Origin of the sequence: Kitasatospora sp. NPDC098663, assembly GCF_044760075.1 — a bacterium.
GTDB lineage: Bacteria > Actinomycetota > Actinomycetes > Streptomycetales > Streptomycetaceae > Kitasatospora.
The window spans coordinates 118,918-133,013 of sequence record NZ_JBIWAP010000019.1 but is presented as its reverse complement, the minus strand read 5'-3'; the positions used below and the strand labels follow the sequence as shown (position 1 = coordinate 133,013).

General features: G+C 74.1%; 13 protein-coding genes. 11 read left to right on the top strand and 2 right to left on the bottom strand.

Translation table 11 applies throughout. The features are described from left to right. The 7 genes from ACIQVZ_RS21740 (at window position 1) to ACIQVZ_RS21710 (ending at window position 6,757) form a co-directional block, all read left to right on the top strand. Window positions 1-192, top strand: coding sequence for a hypothetical protein (locus tag ACIQVZ_RS21740; RefSeq protein ID WP_402452168.1), 192 nt, complete (start codon window positions 1-3; stop codon window positions 190-192). A 4-nt stretch (window positions 193-196) separates the two neighbouring features. Next, a complete protein-coding gene (locus tag ACIQVZ_RS21735; RefSeq protein ID WP_402452165.1) occupies window positions 197-511 on the top strand; it encodes a hypothetical protein in 315 nt (104 codons plus the stop codon). A 136-nt stretch (window positions 512-647) separates the two neighbouring features. Further along, window positions 648-2,129 (top strand): hypothetical protein, encoded by a 1,482-nt coding sequence (locus tag ACIQVZ_RS21730; protein ID WP_402452164.1) that lies wholly within the window; start codon window positions 648-650, stop codon window positions 2,127-2,129. 65 nt (window positions 2,130-2,194) lie between these two features. Beyond that, on the top strand, window positions 2,195-3,478 hold the full coding sequence (locus ACIQVZ_RS21725) for a transglycosylase family protein (protein WP_402452161.1): 1,284 nt from the start codon (window positions 2,195-2,197) through the stop codon (window positions 3,476-3,478). A 302-nt stretch (window positions 3,479-3,780) separates the two neighbouring features. After that, window positions 3,781-4,800 (top strand): LysR family transcriptional regulator, encoded by a 1,020-nt coding sequence (locus ACIQVZ_RS21720; protein WP_402452158.1) that lies wholly within the window; start codon window positions 3,781-3,783, stop codon window positions 4,798-4,800. 69 nt (window positions 4,801-4,869) lie between these two features. Continuing rightward, window positions 4,870-5,541 (top strand): DUF3592 domain-containing protein, encoded by a 672-nt coding sequence (locus ACIQVZ_RS21715; RefSeq protein WP_402452155.1) that lies wholly within the window; start codon window positions 4,870-4,872, stop codon window positions 5,539-5,541. 151 nt (window positions 5,542-5,692) lie between these two features. After that, the gene (locus ACIQVZ_RS21710) at window positions 5,693-6,757 is read left to right on the top strand and encodes a substrate-binding domain-containing protein (RefSeq protein ID WP_350879452.1); all 1,065 of its coding nucleotides are present in this window, start codon (window positions 5,693-5,695) and stop codon (window positions 6,755-6,757) included. 26 nt (window positions 6,758-6,783) lie between these two features. Here ACIQVZ_RS21710 and ACIQVZ_RS21705 read toward each other — a convergent pair whose 3' ends face one another. After that, on the bottom strand, window positions 6,784-7,578 hold the full coding sequence (locus ACIQVZ_RS21705) for a sugar phosphate isomerase/epimerase family protein (RefSeq protein ID WP_402452152.1): 795 nt from the start codon (window positions 7,576-7,578) through the stop codon (window positions 6,784-6,786). A 9-nt stretch (window positions 7,579-7,587) separates the two neighbouring features. Continuing rightward, the gene (locus tag ACIQVZ_RS21700) at window positions 7,588-9,624 is read right to left on the bottom strand and encodes a DUF2264 domain-containing protein (RefSeq protein WP_402452150.1); all 2,037 of its coding nucleotides are present in this window, start codon (window positions 9,622-9,624) and stop codon (window positions 7,588-7,590) included. 210 nt (window positions 9,625-9,834) lie between these two features. Here ACIQVZ_RS21700 and ACIQVZ_RS21695 point away from each other — a divergent pair, with 210 nt between their 5' ends. From ACIQVZ_RS21695 to ACIQVZ_RS21680, 4 genes are read left to right on the top strand one after another with little or no spacing between them, the layout of a single operon-like run. Then, window positions 9,835-11,172 (top strand): ABC transporter substrate-binding protein, encoded by a 1,338-nt coding sequence (locus tag ACIQVZ_RS21695; protein WP_402452148.1) that lies wholly within the window; start codon window positions 9,835-9,837, stop codon window positions 11,170-11,172. Further along, complete coding sequence (locus ACIQVZ_RS21690) at window positions 11,169-12,119, top strand: sugar ABC transporter permease (protein WP_350879458.1); 951 nt, start codon at window positions 11,169-11,171, stop codon at window positions 12,117-12,119. Before ACIQVZ_RS21695 ends, ACIQVZ_RS21690 begins: the two co-directional genes overlap by 4 nt. Continuing rightward, on the top strand, window positions 12,116-13,030 hold the full coding sequence (locus ACIQVZ_RS21685) for a carbohydrate ABC transporter permease (protein ID WP_350879460.1): 915 nt from the start codon (window positions 12,116-12,118) through the stop codon (window positions 13,028-13,030). Before ACIQVZ_RS21690 ends, ACIQVZ_RS21685 begins: the two co-directional genes overlap by 4 nt. Continuing rightward, window positions 13,027-14,076: a hydroxyacid dehydrogenase gene (locus ACIQVZ_RS21680; protein WP_402452145.1), complete on the top strand. Its 1,050-nt coding sequence runs from the start codon at window positions 13,027-13,029 to the stop codon at window positions 14,074-14,076. Before ACIQVZ_RS21685 ends, ACIQVZ_RS21680 begins: the two co-directional genes overlap by 4 nt. Window positions 14,077-14,096 lie beyond the last annotated feature (20 nt).

Sequence of the window (14,096 nt, the reverse complement as noted above, 5' to 3'; positions counted from 1 at the left end):
GTGATCGTCACCGGCGCCCTCGCCGCCCTGCTCCCGCTTGTCGGCGCTTCTGCCGCCTTCACCGTGACCGGCACCGGCACCGGCACCGGCGCACAGGCCGGTCGTGCCGAATCCTCACAGGTCATCGGCTGGGACGCGCCCTCTCGGGTCATCGGCTGGGACGCACCCTCTCAGGTCATCGGATGGGACTGACTCCATGCGGGTTGTGCTCGCCCGTCTGAACGGCTCGGGCGCCGACCCTCCCGCCGGTCCGATCGGCCCGCTCGTCGAGGACCTGATCTGGGCTCACGCCAGGCCGTTCGAGGGGCTCGAACACCTCACCATCCGATCCGTCGCGGAGGGCCTGGAGATCTACCTCTTCGTCCGCTCCGACTCCGAGTCGGCCGCCCTCGACCGTGCGCGGGCCCTCCTGGGCCGGGTGCGCGGACCGCTTTCCCAGTACGGCTTCGCCCTGGACCACCACCGATCCCTGCCTGAAGCCCCGCCGGGCCGTGGGCTTTGGCGATTTTAGTCGCCGCGATGCCCGGTCAATCGCCGCGCGCTCTCGTCCCCCAGCAAGCCGTGCAGGCACGTCGTGCCTGCGCACCCTGCGCGCCGCGCAGCTTCGCAACACCCGTATTCCGCCTTTCTTTCACAGGAGATCCTCCATGTCCATCGTCAAGTCCTCGTTCACGCGCACCGCTCTGGCCGCAGCCCTGGCCGTGTCCGCCGCCTCCGGCGCGATGGTGTTCGGCACCTCCTCCGCCCAGGCGGCCTCGTCTGTCGGCGGCTCGATCACCACGTCCGAGGTGATGTCGCGGGCCAATGACTGGCTCGTTCGATGGATCCCCTACAACCAGGGCGCGTACGCCACCGATGTCACCGGCAGCAAGACCTACCGGCAGGACTGCTCGGGCTTCGTCTCCATGGCCTGGCACCTGAACACCAGCGAGAACACTGACAGCCTCGACAACCGGGCGCTGACGACCCGGGTGGCGCTGTCGGACCTCCAGCCCGGTGACGCCCTGGACAACGACCCCGGCGACGGCTCCATCAAGCCGTCCGGCCACGTCATCCTCTTCGACCACTGGGTCAACAAGGCCGCAGGCCGGTTCGCCTACATCGACGAGGTCAACCCCACGCTCAACGTCAGGGCCGGCGTCACCTACCTCACCGGTGACAGTAACGGGAACATCGCCGGACACCCGGCCAGCGAGTACTTCGGTCTCCGCTACAACAAGATCGTCGCGGACGCCCCGAACCCGGCGCCCGTCTCCACCGCCGGTGCCATCACCGCTGCCGTTACCAGCGACAACACCGCTCACGTCGGGATCATCGGCTCCGACGGCAGCCTGTGGTCGACCGACGCGGCCTACACCGGCGCCGGCTGGAGCGGCACCTGGGGCAAGCTCGACGGGAGCGCGCTGAAGGCGCTGACCAGCGTGACCGTCAACAACGTGGTCCACGTGTACGCCCTCGGCTCCACCGGCAAGGTCTACACCAAGGACGCCGACTACAACACCGGCTACTGGAGCGCGGGTTGGACCGAGGTCCCCGGCGGCGCCTCGGGTGCGCAGGCGCTGACCGCCTCGGCGACGGGCAACACCGTGCACCTGGAGACCATCGGCAGCGACGGCACCCTCTACACCACCGACGCCGACTACGCCGGCGGCGGCTGGAGCGGCGCCTGGACCAAGCTCGACGGGAGCGCGCTGAAGGCGCTGACCAGCGTGACCGTCAACAACGTGGTCCACGTGTACGCCCTCGGCTCCACCGGCAAGGTCTACACCAAGGACGCCGACTACAACACCGGCCAGTGGAGCGCGGGTTGGACCGAGGTCCCCGGCGGCGCCTCGGGCGCGCAGGCGCTGACCGCCTCGGCGACGGGCAACACCGTGCACCTGGAGACCATCGGCAGCGACGGCACCCTCTACACCACCGACGCCAACTACACCGGCGGCGGCTGGAGCGGCACCTGGACCAAGCTCGACGGCACCGGCCTCAAGGCCGTCACCAGCACCGTCACCGGCAACACCATGCACCTCTACGCCATCGGCTCCACCGGCAAGGTCTTCACCAAGGACGCCGACTACAACACCGGCCAGTGGACCCCCGGCTGGACCGAGGTCCCCGGCGGCGCCCAGGCCTGACCCCGCCACCGCCTCCGTCCCGCTTCCTCCCGCTTCCTCCCGCTCACCGATTCCGGGGTAACGCCATGTCCGCACGCCCGTCGAAGGTCCGCCCTCGCCCGCTCGGCCTCCTGCCGGCCGCAACCGTCACCACCGCTCTCGCCGCCTCCTTCCTCGCCATCGCCCCGCAGGCCTCCGCCGCATCGGTCGCGACCTGGGACAAGGTCGCGCAGTGCGAGAGCACCGGCAACTGGAGCATCGTCAGCAACAACGGCCTGTTCTACGGCGGCCTTCAGATAACGAAGCCCACCTGGGACGCCTTCGGCGGGCGCCAGTACGCGGCCTACCCCAACCAGGCCACCAAGCAGCAGCAGATCCTGATAGCCGAGAAGATCCTCGCCGGCCAGGGACCCACGGCATGGCCCAACTGCTACCAGGGCACCGGCCTCGCCACCGACCACGCCAACCCCTACCCGGCGCCCGCGCCCTCCACCACCAACAGCGCGGCGATCACCGCCTCCGCCACCGCCGACGGGAACGCCCACGTCAACCTCGTCGGCAGCGACGGCGCCCTCTACACCACCGACGCCAACTACGCCGGCACCGGCTGGGGCGGAGCGTGGAGCAAGCTCGACGGCACCGGCCTCAAGGCGCTGACCAGCGTGACCGTCAACAACGTGGTCCACGTGTACGCCCTCGGCTCCACCGGCAAGGTCTACACCAAGGACGCCGACTACAACACCGGCTACTGGAGCGCGGGTTGGACCGAGGTCCCCGGCGGCGCCTCGGGCGCACAGGCGCTGACCGCCTCCGCGACGGGCAACACCGTGCACCTGGAGACCATCGGCAGCGACGGCACCCTCTACACCACCGACGCCAACTACACCGGCGGCGGCTGGAACGGCACCTGGACCAAGCTCGACGGCACCGGCCTCAAGGCCGTCACCAGCACCGTCACCGGCAACACCATGCACCTCTACGCCATCGGCTCCACCGGCAAGGTCTACACCAAGGACGCCGACTACAACACCGGCCAGTGGAGCTCGGGTTGGACCGAGGTCCCCGGCGGCGCCTCGGGCGCGCAGGCCCTGACCGCCTCCGCGACGGGCAACACCGTGCACCTGGAGACCATCGGCAGCGACGGCACCCTCTACACCACCGACGCCAACTACACCGGCGGCGGCTGGAACGGCACCTGGACCAAGCTCGACGGCACCGGCCTCAAGGCCGTCACCAGCACCGTCACCGGCAACACCATGCACCTCTACGCCATCGGCTCCACCGGCAAGGTCTTCACCAAGGACGCCGACTACAACACCGGCCAGTGGAGCTCGGGTTGGACCGAGGTCCCCGGCGGCGCCCAGGCCTGACCCCTTCCAGCAGTCCGCACGTACAGGACAAGGCACGACACCTACGGCGTGGCCCCGGGTACCGAACCCGGGGCCGCGCCCCCGCTATCGCCACACCACCGGTTTGCCCACGGACTCCGGACGGACGGTCGTGGACAACGGGGCGTCCAGCCCGAACGGATACACGAGTCCGGGAAACCAGCCTCCACGACTTCGCCCTCGAACCGACCGACAGGCCGGACGCGGCGGCCCAGGCCGCCGCGTCCGGCCTCTGCCAGGATGGGCGTCCTCGACCCCGGGCGCGGCGAAAGGGCGGTACAGCGGTGGAACTCGACCCGAAGAGGCTGCTGATCCTGCGCCAGATCGCCGACGCCGGCAGCGTGGCGGGCGCCTCGCGCGCGCTGGGCCACACCCCCTCCGCGGTGTCCCAGCAGTTGGGCCGGCTGGAACGCGAGGTCGGCGTCCCCCTGGTGGACCGCACCGGCGGGCGGGCCGAACTGACCGCCGCAGGCCGCCTGTTGGCGGGTTACGGCGACCGGATCGGCCAGGCGCTCCAGGACGCCGCCCGCGACCTGCGCGCACTCGGCGCCGCTGCCGCCGGCCCGGTCGCCATCGGCGTGCCGGCGCCCGCCATCACCTTCTTCGCCACCACCGCCGTCCACCTGCTCGCCCGCACCCACCCCGACCTGGCCCCCCGCCTGGTGGAGACCGGACGGCAGGAGGGCCTGCGCGCGCTGCGCCTGGGCGAACTGGACGTCCTGGTCATCGAGGACGACCGGCAGGAACCCACCCCGCTGCCGCCCGGCGTCAAGGCGAGCGTCATGTTCGAGGACGCCTACCGCCTGGTCGTCCCCTCCGACTGGCCCCCGCTCACCGACCCCGCCCAACTGTCCGGCCGCCCCTGGATCGCCGCCCCGGCCGGCTCACCCCGGCAGCTGGCCTTCCAGCGCCTGGCCACCCGGCACGACATCGTGCCCCTGGTCGAGCACACCGCCCGCTACCGCTTCGCCGTCTACTCCATGCTCGCCGCCCGTCTGGGCGCGGCGATCCTGCCCGCGAACGCCGCCGCCCTGATCGGCCCGGGCGCCGGCACCGTCACCACGCTGCCGGTGCCGGGCGCCTACCTGGTGCGTCTGCTGCGCCGCACCGGACCGTGGGGGGCGCCGCCGGCGGTGCGGGCGGCGGCCGAGGCGCTGCAGAGCGCGCTGCTGGCGGCGAGCGAGCGGCTGGCGGCCCAGGGGCTGACCGAGAGTGAGCCGCGCGTGAACGGCCATCTGGTCGACCCCAGCGAGCCGGGCACTCCCGAGGGCCCGCCCGACGAGCCGCCCGCCGGGGCGCCGTAAGCGCTGCTGAACGCCGGGAGTGAGCGCCGCTTGCTGGTGCCCGGCCCGGCCCTCTGCCAGCGTGGCCGCGTGACCACCATCGAGGACGAGCGACCCCCCGTCCCTGCTCCTCCCCGCTCAGACCGGCTGCGCCGCCGGGCACGCGCCGCCACGCGCCTGCTCCAACGGGCGGCCTGGGCCGCCGCGCTGGTCGGCGCGGTGACGACGGCCTGCACGCCGTGGGGATCCACGCCCTGGTACGCCGGCTGGATCGGGGCCGCCGGCGCGGCGGCACTCGCGGCGCTGGCCTCGCCGGTACGGCTGGCTCTGGGCCAGCGGCCGCGCTCCGGCTCCGTCTCCGCCCTGTTCCACGGCGCCATGCTCGCCCTGATGCTCTGCACCTTCGCCGGCTGCCTCGCCTTCTCCCTCAGCGGCTGGTTCCACGAGCGCGACCTGGACCGGCACGCCACGCTGCGGGTGTCCGCCACCGTCACCGGCTGCCGCAGCAGCGGCGACACCAGCAGCGAGTGCACCTTCCTCTGGACGGCGGACGGGCACGAGTACCGCGCCGCCGAGGGCACGGACGTGCAGTGGCCCGACGGGCACCGGGTCGACGTGCGGATCGATCCCGCCCACCCGCGACGGGCCCCCGTCACCGACGGCAGCTACTGGCCACTGTGGATCGCGGTCGTCGTGGGCGGGCTCGGCACACCGTTCAGCCTGTGCGTCTGGTGGGTCCTGGAGGAGTCCGCGAACTACTGACACCGACCCGGGGCGGCACCGGCGACGGCGACAGCGACGGCGGGCCCGGTGGATATCAGGTGCGGCATCGCGGTCATACTTGATCGGAAGTCGATCGAAAGATATGGTCCGATCAACCAGCCACGGTTCGGAGCAGTACGGGGGACAGGCGATGACCATCTCGGCCGAGGAACGTCGGGACCTGATCCTCAAGGCCGTCGGCGAGGCGAGCGGGCCCCTGCGGCTCGCCGACCTGGCGGCACGGCTCGCCATTCCGGCCGTGACCGTGCGGCGGGACGTCGCCGCGCTGGCCGAGGCCGGCCGGGTGGGGCGCTCGCACGGGTTCGTCGTCCGGCGCACACCGGAGAAGCCGACGGACGGCGAGGGCGAGACCCGCACCCTCGGGCTGCTGGTGCCCTCCGTCGGGTCGTACTTCGACGAGCTGATCAACGGAGCCCGGGCCGCCGCGACGGCGGCGGGCGCCCGACTGGTCCTCGGCATCGCCCCCTACGAGGCCCGCGACGACCGCACCCAGGCCGAACGGCTGCTGGAGTCCGGCCTCGACGGGCTGCTGCTCGCGCCCAACCTCCTGCCCGGCCGGCCCGCGCAGGCCCACGACTGGCTGGACGACCTGCCGGTGCCCGCCATCCTGGTCGAACGCGGCACGCCCGAGTACGGGGGCCCCGGCGCCGGCCTGGACTCCGTCGGCTCGGACCACCGGCAGGGCGTCCTCCTCGCGCTGCGCCACTTCGCCGACCTGGGCCACGACCGGGTCCTGCTCGCGGCCCGCGGCGACTCCTGGACGGCCCGGGAGGTCCGGGCCGGCTACCAGCACGGCACCCGGCTGCTCGGACTGGCCGCCCTGCCCGTCCTGGACACCCTCGGTGACGACGGCCGCCCCGCCGACTCCGACCGGCTCGCCGGGCTGATCGCCGACGCCGTGTCCGACGGCGTCCGCGCCGCCCTCATCCACAACGACCAGGACGCGATCCAGCTGCTCCCGCTGCTCCGCGCCCGCGGCCTCGCGGTGCCCGACGACCTCGCGCTGATCGCCTACGACGACGTGTTCGCCGCCCTGGCGGCCCCGCCGCTGACCGCCGTCGCCCCGCCGACCCGCGCGGTCGGCGAGACGGCCGTCGGCCTCCTGCTGCGCCGCCTCACCGCCGGGCCCGACCTGCCGGTGCACCGGATCTCCCTGCTCCCGGCCCTGCGCGTCCGCACCTCCTGCGGCGGCTGAATCCCCGACCCCCGGGCCGGGGGCCGCTACCGCCGCAGTCCCGCCAACCAGTCGGCGGCCGCGCCGAGCAGCGGAGCCAGCGGGGCGGCCTCGGGGTACCAGGGCGCCTCGTACTCCCAGCAGACCCAGGCGTCGGCCGGCAGCAGGGCGAGGCAGGCGGCGATCGGCAGGGTGCCGGCGCCGAGCGGCAGCGGCGTGCGGTCGGCGGCCGAGGCGACGTCCTTGACCTGGACGTGGCCCAGCCGGTCGGCCAGCGCCCGGTGGGTGGTTCGCGGCGGCTCCCCTCCGAGGACGGTGTGCTGGAGGTCCCACAGGGCGCCGACGGCCGGGTGGTCGACGGGGGCGAGCAGCCGGGCGAGGTCGCGGCCGGTCGGGTGCGAGTCGTGCGTCTCGACCAGGACCCGGACGCCGAGCGCGCCCGCGCGGTCGACGACGGCGGCCAGCCGCCGAGCGGCGCGCTCGCCAGCCCGTTCGTCGACCGCCGCCGGCCCGGGCGCGGCGCCGCCGCGCGGGAAGACCCGGACGGCCGGGCAGCCCAGGTCGGCGGCGAGTTCCAGGTGTCCGCCGAGGTCGGCGAGCAGCGGGGCGTCCGCGCCCGGGGCGGCGATGCCGAGGTAGGAGGCCAGCGCTAGCGGAACCGTCCCGGTGGACGCCAGTGCGCGCACGGCGGCGCGCCGCTCGTCGGCGGTCAGGCCGGGGTGGACCGGCTGGCCGGGGGCGCAGCGCAGTTCCAGCCCGTGCCAGCCGTGGTCGGCGGCGAGGCGCGCGGCGGCGGCGAGCGGCAGGTCGGGCAGGCCGAGGGTGGAGAGGGCGAGCGGCACGGGTGCTCCTCAGGTCCGGGCGCCGGGCGGAAGTCGGCGGGCTGAGGCCGCTCCTGGCGACAGCTCCGCCTCGTGGACGGCGCCGTCGGCCCACCGCACCCGCAGCCGGTAGGCGCCGTCCGGCGCGGCCGCCACGTCCGCCGTCAGGCCACCGAGCGGCGGGAGGTCATCCGTGGCGGCGGTGAGGGGGACGGCGGTGGGGTGAGCGGCGACAAGGCGGTCGCCGGTGAGGGGCACGGCGGTGAGGCGGGCGGCGCACACCAGCAGGTGGACGGCCCCGCCGGTGGCGCCGGTCAGGACCGGCAGGGCGGCGGCCGCTCCGAAGGCCGTGCCGTCCGGGACGGGGCTGGTGCGGGCGGCGGTGTAACCGTGCAGGGCGCGCAGTTCGCTGGTCAGCAGCCGGCCGTCCAGCGTGTGGGCGGTCGCGGTGGCAGAGGCAGCGGCGGTGCCGGGCCGGGCGGGCGGCAGGTGGTCTCCGGCGACGGCCCAGCCGCCCTCGCGCAGCGGGGTGCCGGGCGGGGCGCCGGCGACCAGGTGGGCGCGGACCTCGTCGGCGCCGTGGGCGAGGGTCAGCGAGGTGACGGTGACACCGGGCAGGGGGTGTCCGGCGGCCCGGGGGCGGTGGGTGGAGGCCGCCCAGCCGTCGCCGGTGGCGAGCGGGGTGATGCGGCCGCGTTCGGTGGGTTCGCCGTCGACCAGCAGGGCGAGGTGGTTGTCGGCCGGGCCGGTGTGGACGGGGCCGGTGGCGGTGGAGTGGGCGAGCCGCGCGTAGTGCGGGTCGTCGGGGTGGACGCGGTCGGCGGGCTGGTCGTCGCTGCCGTGGTTGTGGAGGCGGACCAGGCCGTCGGCGGCGGTGGACTGGACCAGCCAGCCGGGGCCGGGCAGCGCGCGGACGGTGTCGCGGCGTTCGGCGGGGGCGGGCTCCTCGCGGTCGGTCCAGGCGGGGTGATCGGCGGGCAGCAGCAGGCCGAGGAAGCCGGAGGCCGCCCAGTAGGGCGAGGAGGGGCCGGAGTAGGGCTGGACGAGCGGGGGGTGGGGGCCGTACCAGCCGAGGGTGAGCAGGCCGTCGGGGCCGGTGGCGCCGCGGTCGAGGAAGTGGCGCAGGGCGCCGGAGGCGAGTCGGCGGGTGGTGCCGGGGGTGAGCGGGGTGTGGCCGGTGAGGGTGCCGGCCCAGAGCGGGGCGGCGGCGGCGAACCGGTAGATCAGCGAGCGGCCCTGGTGCACCGGAGCGCCGTCGCCGCCGAACAGGTGGGCGTGGTCGGCGAGGTGGGCGGCGAGTCGGGGGCCGTATTCGGCGAGCAGGGCGCGGTCGTCGGCGAGGTGGGCGTGCAGCACGGGGTAGAGGTGCAGGGCCCAGCCGTTGTAGTGGTCGAAGGCCCGGGGGCGGCCGTCGGTGTACCAGCCGTCGCCCAGGTGGAAGCGGTCGATGCGTTCCAGGCCGCGCCGGACGGCGGCGCGGGCGGCGTGCTCCTCGATGCCGGCTTCGGCGAGGAAGCCGCCGACGGCGAGCGGGAAGAGCCACCAGTTGTTGTCGTTGGGGGTGCGGTGGAGGGCTTCGGCGAGCCACCGGGCGGTTCTGGTCCGGACGTCGGCGGGGAGGCGGTCCCAGAGCCAGGGGCGGGTCAGCCGCAGGGCGAACGCGATGGCGGCGGCCTCGACCATGGCCTGGCCGCGGTCGGTGACGACGGGCCAGGACGCCGGGTCGTCGTCGGTGAGGTCGCGCGCGGTGGTGGGGTGGCGGGTGCCGGCGTCGAGTCCGGCGGCGTAGCGGTCGAGCAGGCCGTGCGGGTCGGCGCCGTCGGCGCCGGCGACGCGCAGGGCGGCGAGGAGGAAGGTGCGGGCGAAGCCTTCGAGGGCGTCGGAGCGGCGGCCGGACCAGCTCGGCCGGGGGCCGGGGAGGTCGATCAGCGCGTGTCCGGGTCCGGCCCAGGGGAGGACGGCGTCGAGCAGCCCGTCGGCGGCGGCCTCCCAGTGGGCTCTGGTCCAGCCGGTGCGGGGGCTGAGGGCGTGGTCTTCCGGGGGCAGCAGCACGGCGGTGTCCTCCATGGCACGGGGCTCGGGAGTCGCGCCCCGTGCGGGGAATCTAGAAAGCGGTTGATCGTTCGTCAAGGCTTTTGATCGCAACGGATCATTTGATCCCGATCTCTTGACTTCGATCGTTCGTCCGCCCAGGATGGCGACCACTTGCTCGCCCGGTCGCGGCCACCGGCAGCCCCCCTGACCTCCCGGCCGCGCCCCCCTCTCCCGGAGTCGTGCATGCCCTCACTCCCGCTCTCCCTCCCCCACCCCCGGCGCAGACTCCTCCGCGCCGCCGCCGGCGGCCTGCTGTCGACCGTCCTCCTCGCCGCCTGCGGCGGCAGCGGCGGCGGGGCCCCGAAGGCCGACGACGGCAAGCCGGTCACGCTGACCTTCTGGGCCTGGTCCAAGGGGACGAAGGAGGTCGTCGCCGCCTTCAACGCCTCCCACCCCGACGTCAACGTGGTCTACGAGGAGATACCCTCCGGCACGGCCGGCGGGTACGCCAAGATCTCCAACGCGGTGAAGGCCGGCAACGCCCCCGACGTGTTCAACGTCGAGTACGCCCAACTGCCGGACTTCGTCAGCCAGGGCGCCGTCCAGGACATCTCCGGGCTCGTCCCCGGCGAGCTCAAGGCGAAGTACCTGCCGCAGACCATGGACCTGACCAGCCTCGGCGGCCGTACCTGGGCGCTGCCGCTGGACGCCTCGCCGCAGGCCTTCTACTACCGCAAGGACCTCTTCGACCGGGCCGGCCTCACCCCGCCGAAGACCTGGGACGAATTCCGCACCGCCGCGCGGAAACTGAAGGAGGCCCAGCCGGACACCCGGATCGCCACCTTCTTCCCCGACGACCCGGCCACCTTCGAGGCGATGGCCTGGCAGGGCGGCGCCCACTGGTTCACCGGCCGCGACGACGCCTGGAGCGTCGACCTCAACGGCGCGGGGACCAAGCAGACCGCGGACTACTGGCAGCAGCTGATCGCCGAGGACCTGGTCCGCGTCCAGCCCTCGTTCAGCCAGCCGTGGACGGCCTCGCTGCAGAAGGGCGAGACCGCCGGCTACCTCGGCGCCTCCTGGGGCGGCGGGGTGCTGAAGGGCACCCTGCCCGACGCGGCCGGCACGTGGGCCGTCGCCCCGATGCCCAGCTGGGACGGCGCCCCGGCCAGCGGCATGGTCGGCGGCACCACCTTCGCCGTCTCCAAGAACAGCAAGAAGGCCAAGGCGGCCGTCGAGTTCGCCACCTGGGCGACCACCACGCCGGAGGGCATCAAGGCCCGGATCGCCTCCGGCACCTCCTCCGCCTTCCCGGCCGCGCCCGCGCTCGTCCCGGTGGCCGAGGAGGCCTTCAAGGCCGACTTCTACGGCGGCCAGGACGTGTACGCGCTCTACTCGGACGCCGCGAAGTCGATCAAGCCGAACTGGCAGTGGGGCCCGACGATGAACGCGACCAACAACGCGCTCAAGGACGCGTTCGGCAAGCTCACCCAGGGCGGCACCGTCCAGGCGGCCCTCGACGCCGCGCAGCAGTCCACGCTGGCCGAGCTGAAGAACCGCGGCCTCAAGGTCAAGCAGTGACCGCCGAGGCGCCCCGCACCGGGCCCGGGCCCGCCGTCGCCGCCCGCGCCCGCCGGCGCGGGCGGTACGGGGCGCCGGCCGTCCTGCTCGCCCCGTTCGTACTCCTGTTCACCGCCTGCACGCTCGTCCCGATCGGCTACGCCGTCCACCTCAGCCTGTACACCGAGCACCGGTCCGGGCTCGGCTTCGGCGGCGGCGAGACGGTCTTCACCGGCCTCGGCAACTACGCCCGGGCGCTCGGCGACCAGGCGTTCCGCTCGGGCTTCTGGACCACCGCGCAGTACTGCCTGCTCTACATCCCGCTGATGACGGGGCTGGCGCTGCTCCTCGCGCTGCTGCTGGACTCGGCGCTGGCCCGCGCCCGCCGCTTCTTCCAGCTGGCGCTGTTCCTGCCGCACGCGGTGCCCGGCATCATCGCCGCGCTGATCTGGGTCTACCTGTACACGCCCGGCATCAGCCCGGTCATCGACGTGCTGAACGCCGGCGGCGCCCACCCCGATCCGTTCGGCGCGCCGCTGCCCGCCGTGGTCAACATCGCGCTCTGGGAGTGGACCGGCTACAACATGGTCATCTTCTACGCCGCGCTCCAGGCCGTCCCGCGCGAAGTCCTCGAAGCGGCCGTCGTCGACGGCGCCGGACCGCTGCGGACCGCCGTCAGCGTCAAGATCCCGCTCATCCGCGCCTCGATCGTGCTGGTCGGCCTGTTCACCCTGATCGGCTCGCTCCAGCTCTTCACCGAACCGATGATCCTGCACGGCGCCTCCCCCGGCGTCGTCTCCACCTGGACGCCCAGCATGTACGCCTACACCGCCGCCTTCGACCGGGGCGACTACGGCCTGGCCGCCGCCGCCTCGGTGCTGCTCGCGCTCGCCGCCGCCGCGCTGTCCTTCCTCGTCACCCGGGCCACCCGCCCGCGCCCGGACCGGCGGACGGAGGCCACCGGATGACCACGCTCGCCCCCGGACGCCGCCCCCGGCAGCGCTCCGCCGCCCGCAGCCACCCCCACGGGCACCCGCCCCGCCGCCCGTGGACGCTCTCCAAGGCCGCCGTCAACGGCGCCCTCGTCCTCGCCACCGCCTACACCCTGCTGCCGCTGCTGTGGCTGGTGACCGCCGCCGCCAAGAACACCGGCGACCTGCTCGGCGGGCGCGCCCTCTCCCCCTCCACCTGGCACCTCGGCGACAACCTGCACGCGCTGGCCACCACCGGCGACGGCATCTACTTCCGCTGGTACCTCAACTCCCTGCTGTACGCCGGGCTCGGCGCCCTGGCCTGCGCCCTGGTCTGCGTCTGCGCCGGGTACGCGTTCCACGTCCACGCCTTCCCCGGCAAGGAGAAGCTGTTCGGCCTGGTGCTGCTCGGCGTGCTGGTGCCCACCACCACGCTGGCCCTGCCGATGTACCTGCTCGCCTCGGACCTCGGCGTGGTCAACACCTTCTGGGCGGTCTTCGTGCCCTCCCTGGTCAACCCCTTCGGCGTCTACCTCGCCCGGGTGTTCTGCGCGGGCTACGTCCCCGGGGAGGTGCTGGAGGCGGCCCGGATGGACGGCGCCGGCGAACTGCGCACCTTCTGGTCGATCGGCCTGCGGATGATGACGCCCGGCTTCGTCACGGTGTTCCTCTTCCAGTTCACCGCGATCTGGAACAACTTCTTCCTCCCCCTGGTGATGCTCTCGGACAACCGGCTCTTCCCGGTCAGCCTCGGCCTGTTCAGCTGGAACGCCCAGACCCACGCCTTCCCCGAGTACTACCCCCTCGTCGTCAGCGGCTCGCTGCTCGCCGTCCTCCCGCTCGTGGCGGCCTTCGTCGGCCTGCAACGCCACTGGCGGGCCGGCCTGACCGCAGGAAGCGTCAAATGACCACCACCACAGCCGACATCCGCTCCCCCGCCGCCCCGGCCCGCCGCCCCCGAGCCCTGCTCGCGATGGACCGCTCCCTGCCCGCCCGGCTGCTCGACCGGCACGCCGTCCAGCGGCTCACCGACCTCGCCGACCTCGACCCCGACCTGGTCGTGGACGACTTCGCCGCCCCCGAGGCCGCCGCCGCGCTGGCCCGCACCGAGGTCATCATCAGCGGCTGGGGCTGCCCGCCGCTGGACGAGGCCGTACTGGCCGCCGCCCCTCTTCTGCGCGCCGTCATCCACGCCGCCGGCTCGGTCAAGCACCACGTCACCGACGCCTGCTGGCGGCGCGGCCTCCAGGTGACCTCGGCGGCCTGGGCCAACGCGCTGCCCGTCGCCGAGTACACCGTCGCCGCGGTGCTGCTCGCCAACAAGCGGCTGCTGGCGATCCGCGAGGACTACCGGCACCGGCGCGCCCCGCACGACTGGCAGGGCGCCTACGCCGCCGCCGGGAACTACCGGCGCACGGTCGGCGTCGTCGGCGCCTCCCGGATCGGGCGCCGGGTGCTCGAACTGCTCGGCCCGCACGACCTCGACCTGCTGCTGTACGACCCGTACGTCGAGGCCGCCGAGGCCGCCGCGCTCGGCGCCCGGGCCGTCGGCCTGGACGACCTGTGCGCCTCCTCCGACGTGGTCACCGTGCACGCTCCCGAACTGCCGGAGACCCACCACCTGGTGGACCGCCGCCGGCTCGCCCTGATGCGCGACGGCGCCACCCTCGTCAACACCTCCCGCGGCTCGCTGGTCGACCAGCAGGCGCTCACCGACGAACTCGTCGCCGGCCGCCTGGACGCCGTCCTCGACGTCACCGTCCCCGAGGTCCTGCCCGCCGACTCACCGCTGTACGAGCTGCCGAACGTCCTGCTCACCCCGCACGTGGCCGGCTCGCTCGGCGGCGAGCTGCACCGGATGGCCGCCGCCGCGGCCGACGAACTCGCCCGCTACGCGCGGGGCCTGCCGTTCGCCCACGCCGTCCACCCCGAAGGCATCCACCGCACGGCCTGACCGCCACCCCCCGTTACCAG

Coding starts and splice junctions, on each gene's coding strand:
- ACIQVZ_RS21700 (WP_402452150.1), bottom strand. CDS start 9,624: ATGGAGGACACCGCCGTGCTGCTGCCCCCGGAAGACCACGCCCTCAGC.
- ACIQVZ_RS21710 (WP_350879452.1), top strand. CDS start 5,693: ATGACCATCTCGGCCGAGGAACGTCGGGACCTGATCCTCAAGGCCGTC.
- ACIQVZ_RS21735 (WP_402452165.1), top strand. CDS start 197: ATGCGGGTTGTGCTCGCCCGTCTGAACGGCTCGGGCGCCGACCCTCCC.
- ACIQVZ_RS21685 (WP_350879460.1), top strand. CDS start 12,116: ATGACCACGCTCGCCCCCGGACGCCGCCCCCGGCAGCGCTCCGCCGCC.
- ACIQVZ_RS21695 (WP_402452148.1), top strand. CDS start 9,835: ATGCCCTCACTCCCGCTCTCCCTCCCCCACCCCCGGCGCAGACTCCTC.
- ACIQVZ_RS21725 (WP_402452161.1), top strand. CDS start 2,195: ATGTCCGCACGCCCGTCGAAGGTCCGCCCTCGCCCGCTCGGCCTCCTG.
- ACIQVZ_RS21680 (WP_402452145.1), top strand. CDS start 13,027: ATGACCACCACCACAGCCGACATCCGCTCCCCCGCCGCCCCGGCCCGC.
- ACIQVZ_RS21730 (WP_402452164.1), top strand. CDS start 648: ATGTCCATCGTCAAGTCCTCGTTCACGCGCACCGCTCTGGCCGCAGCC.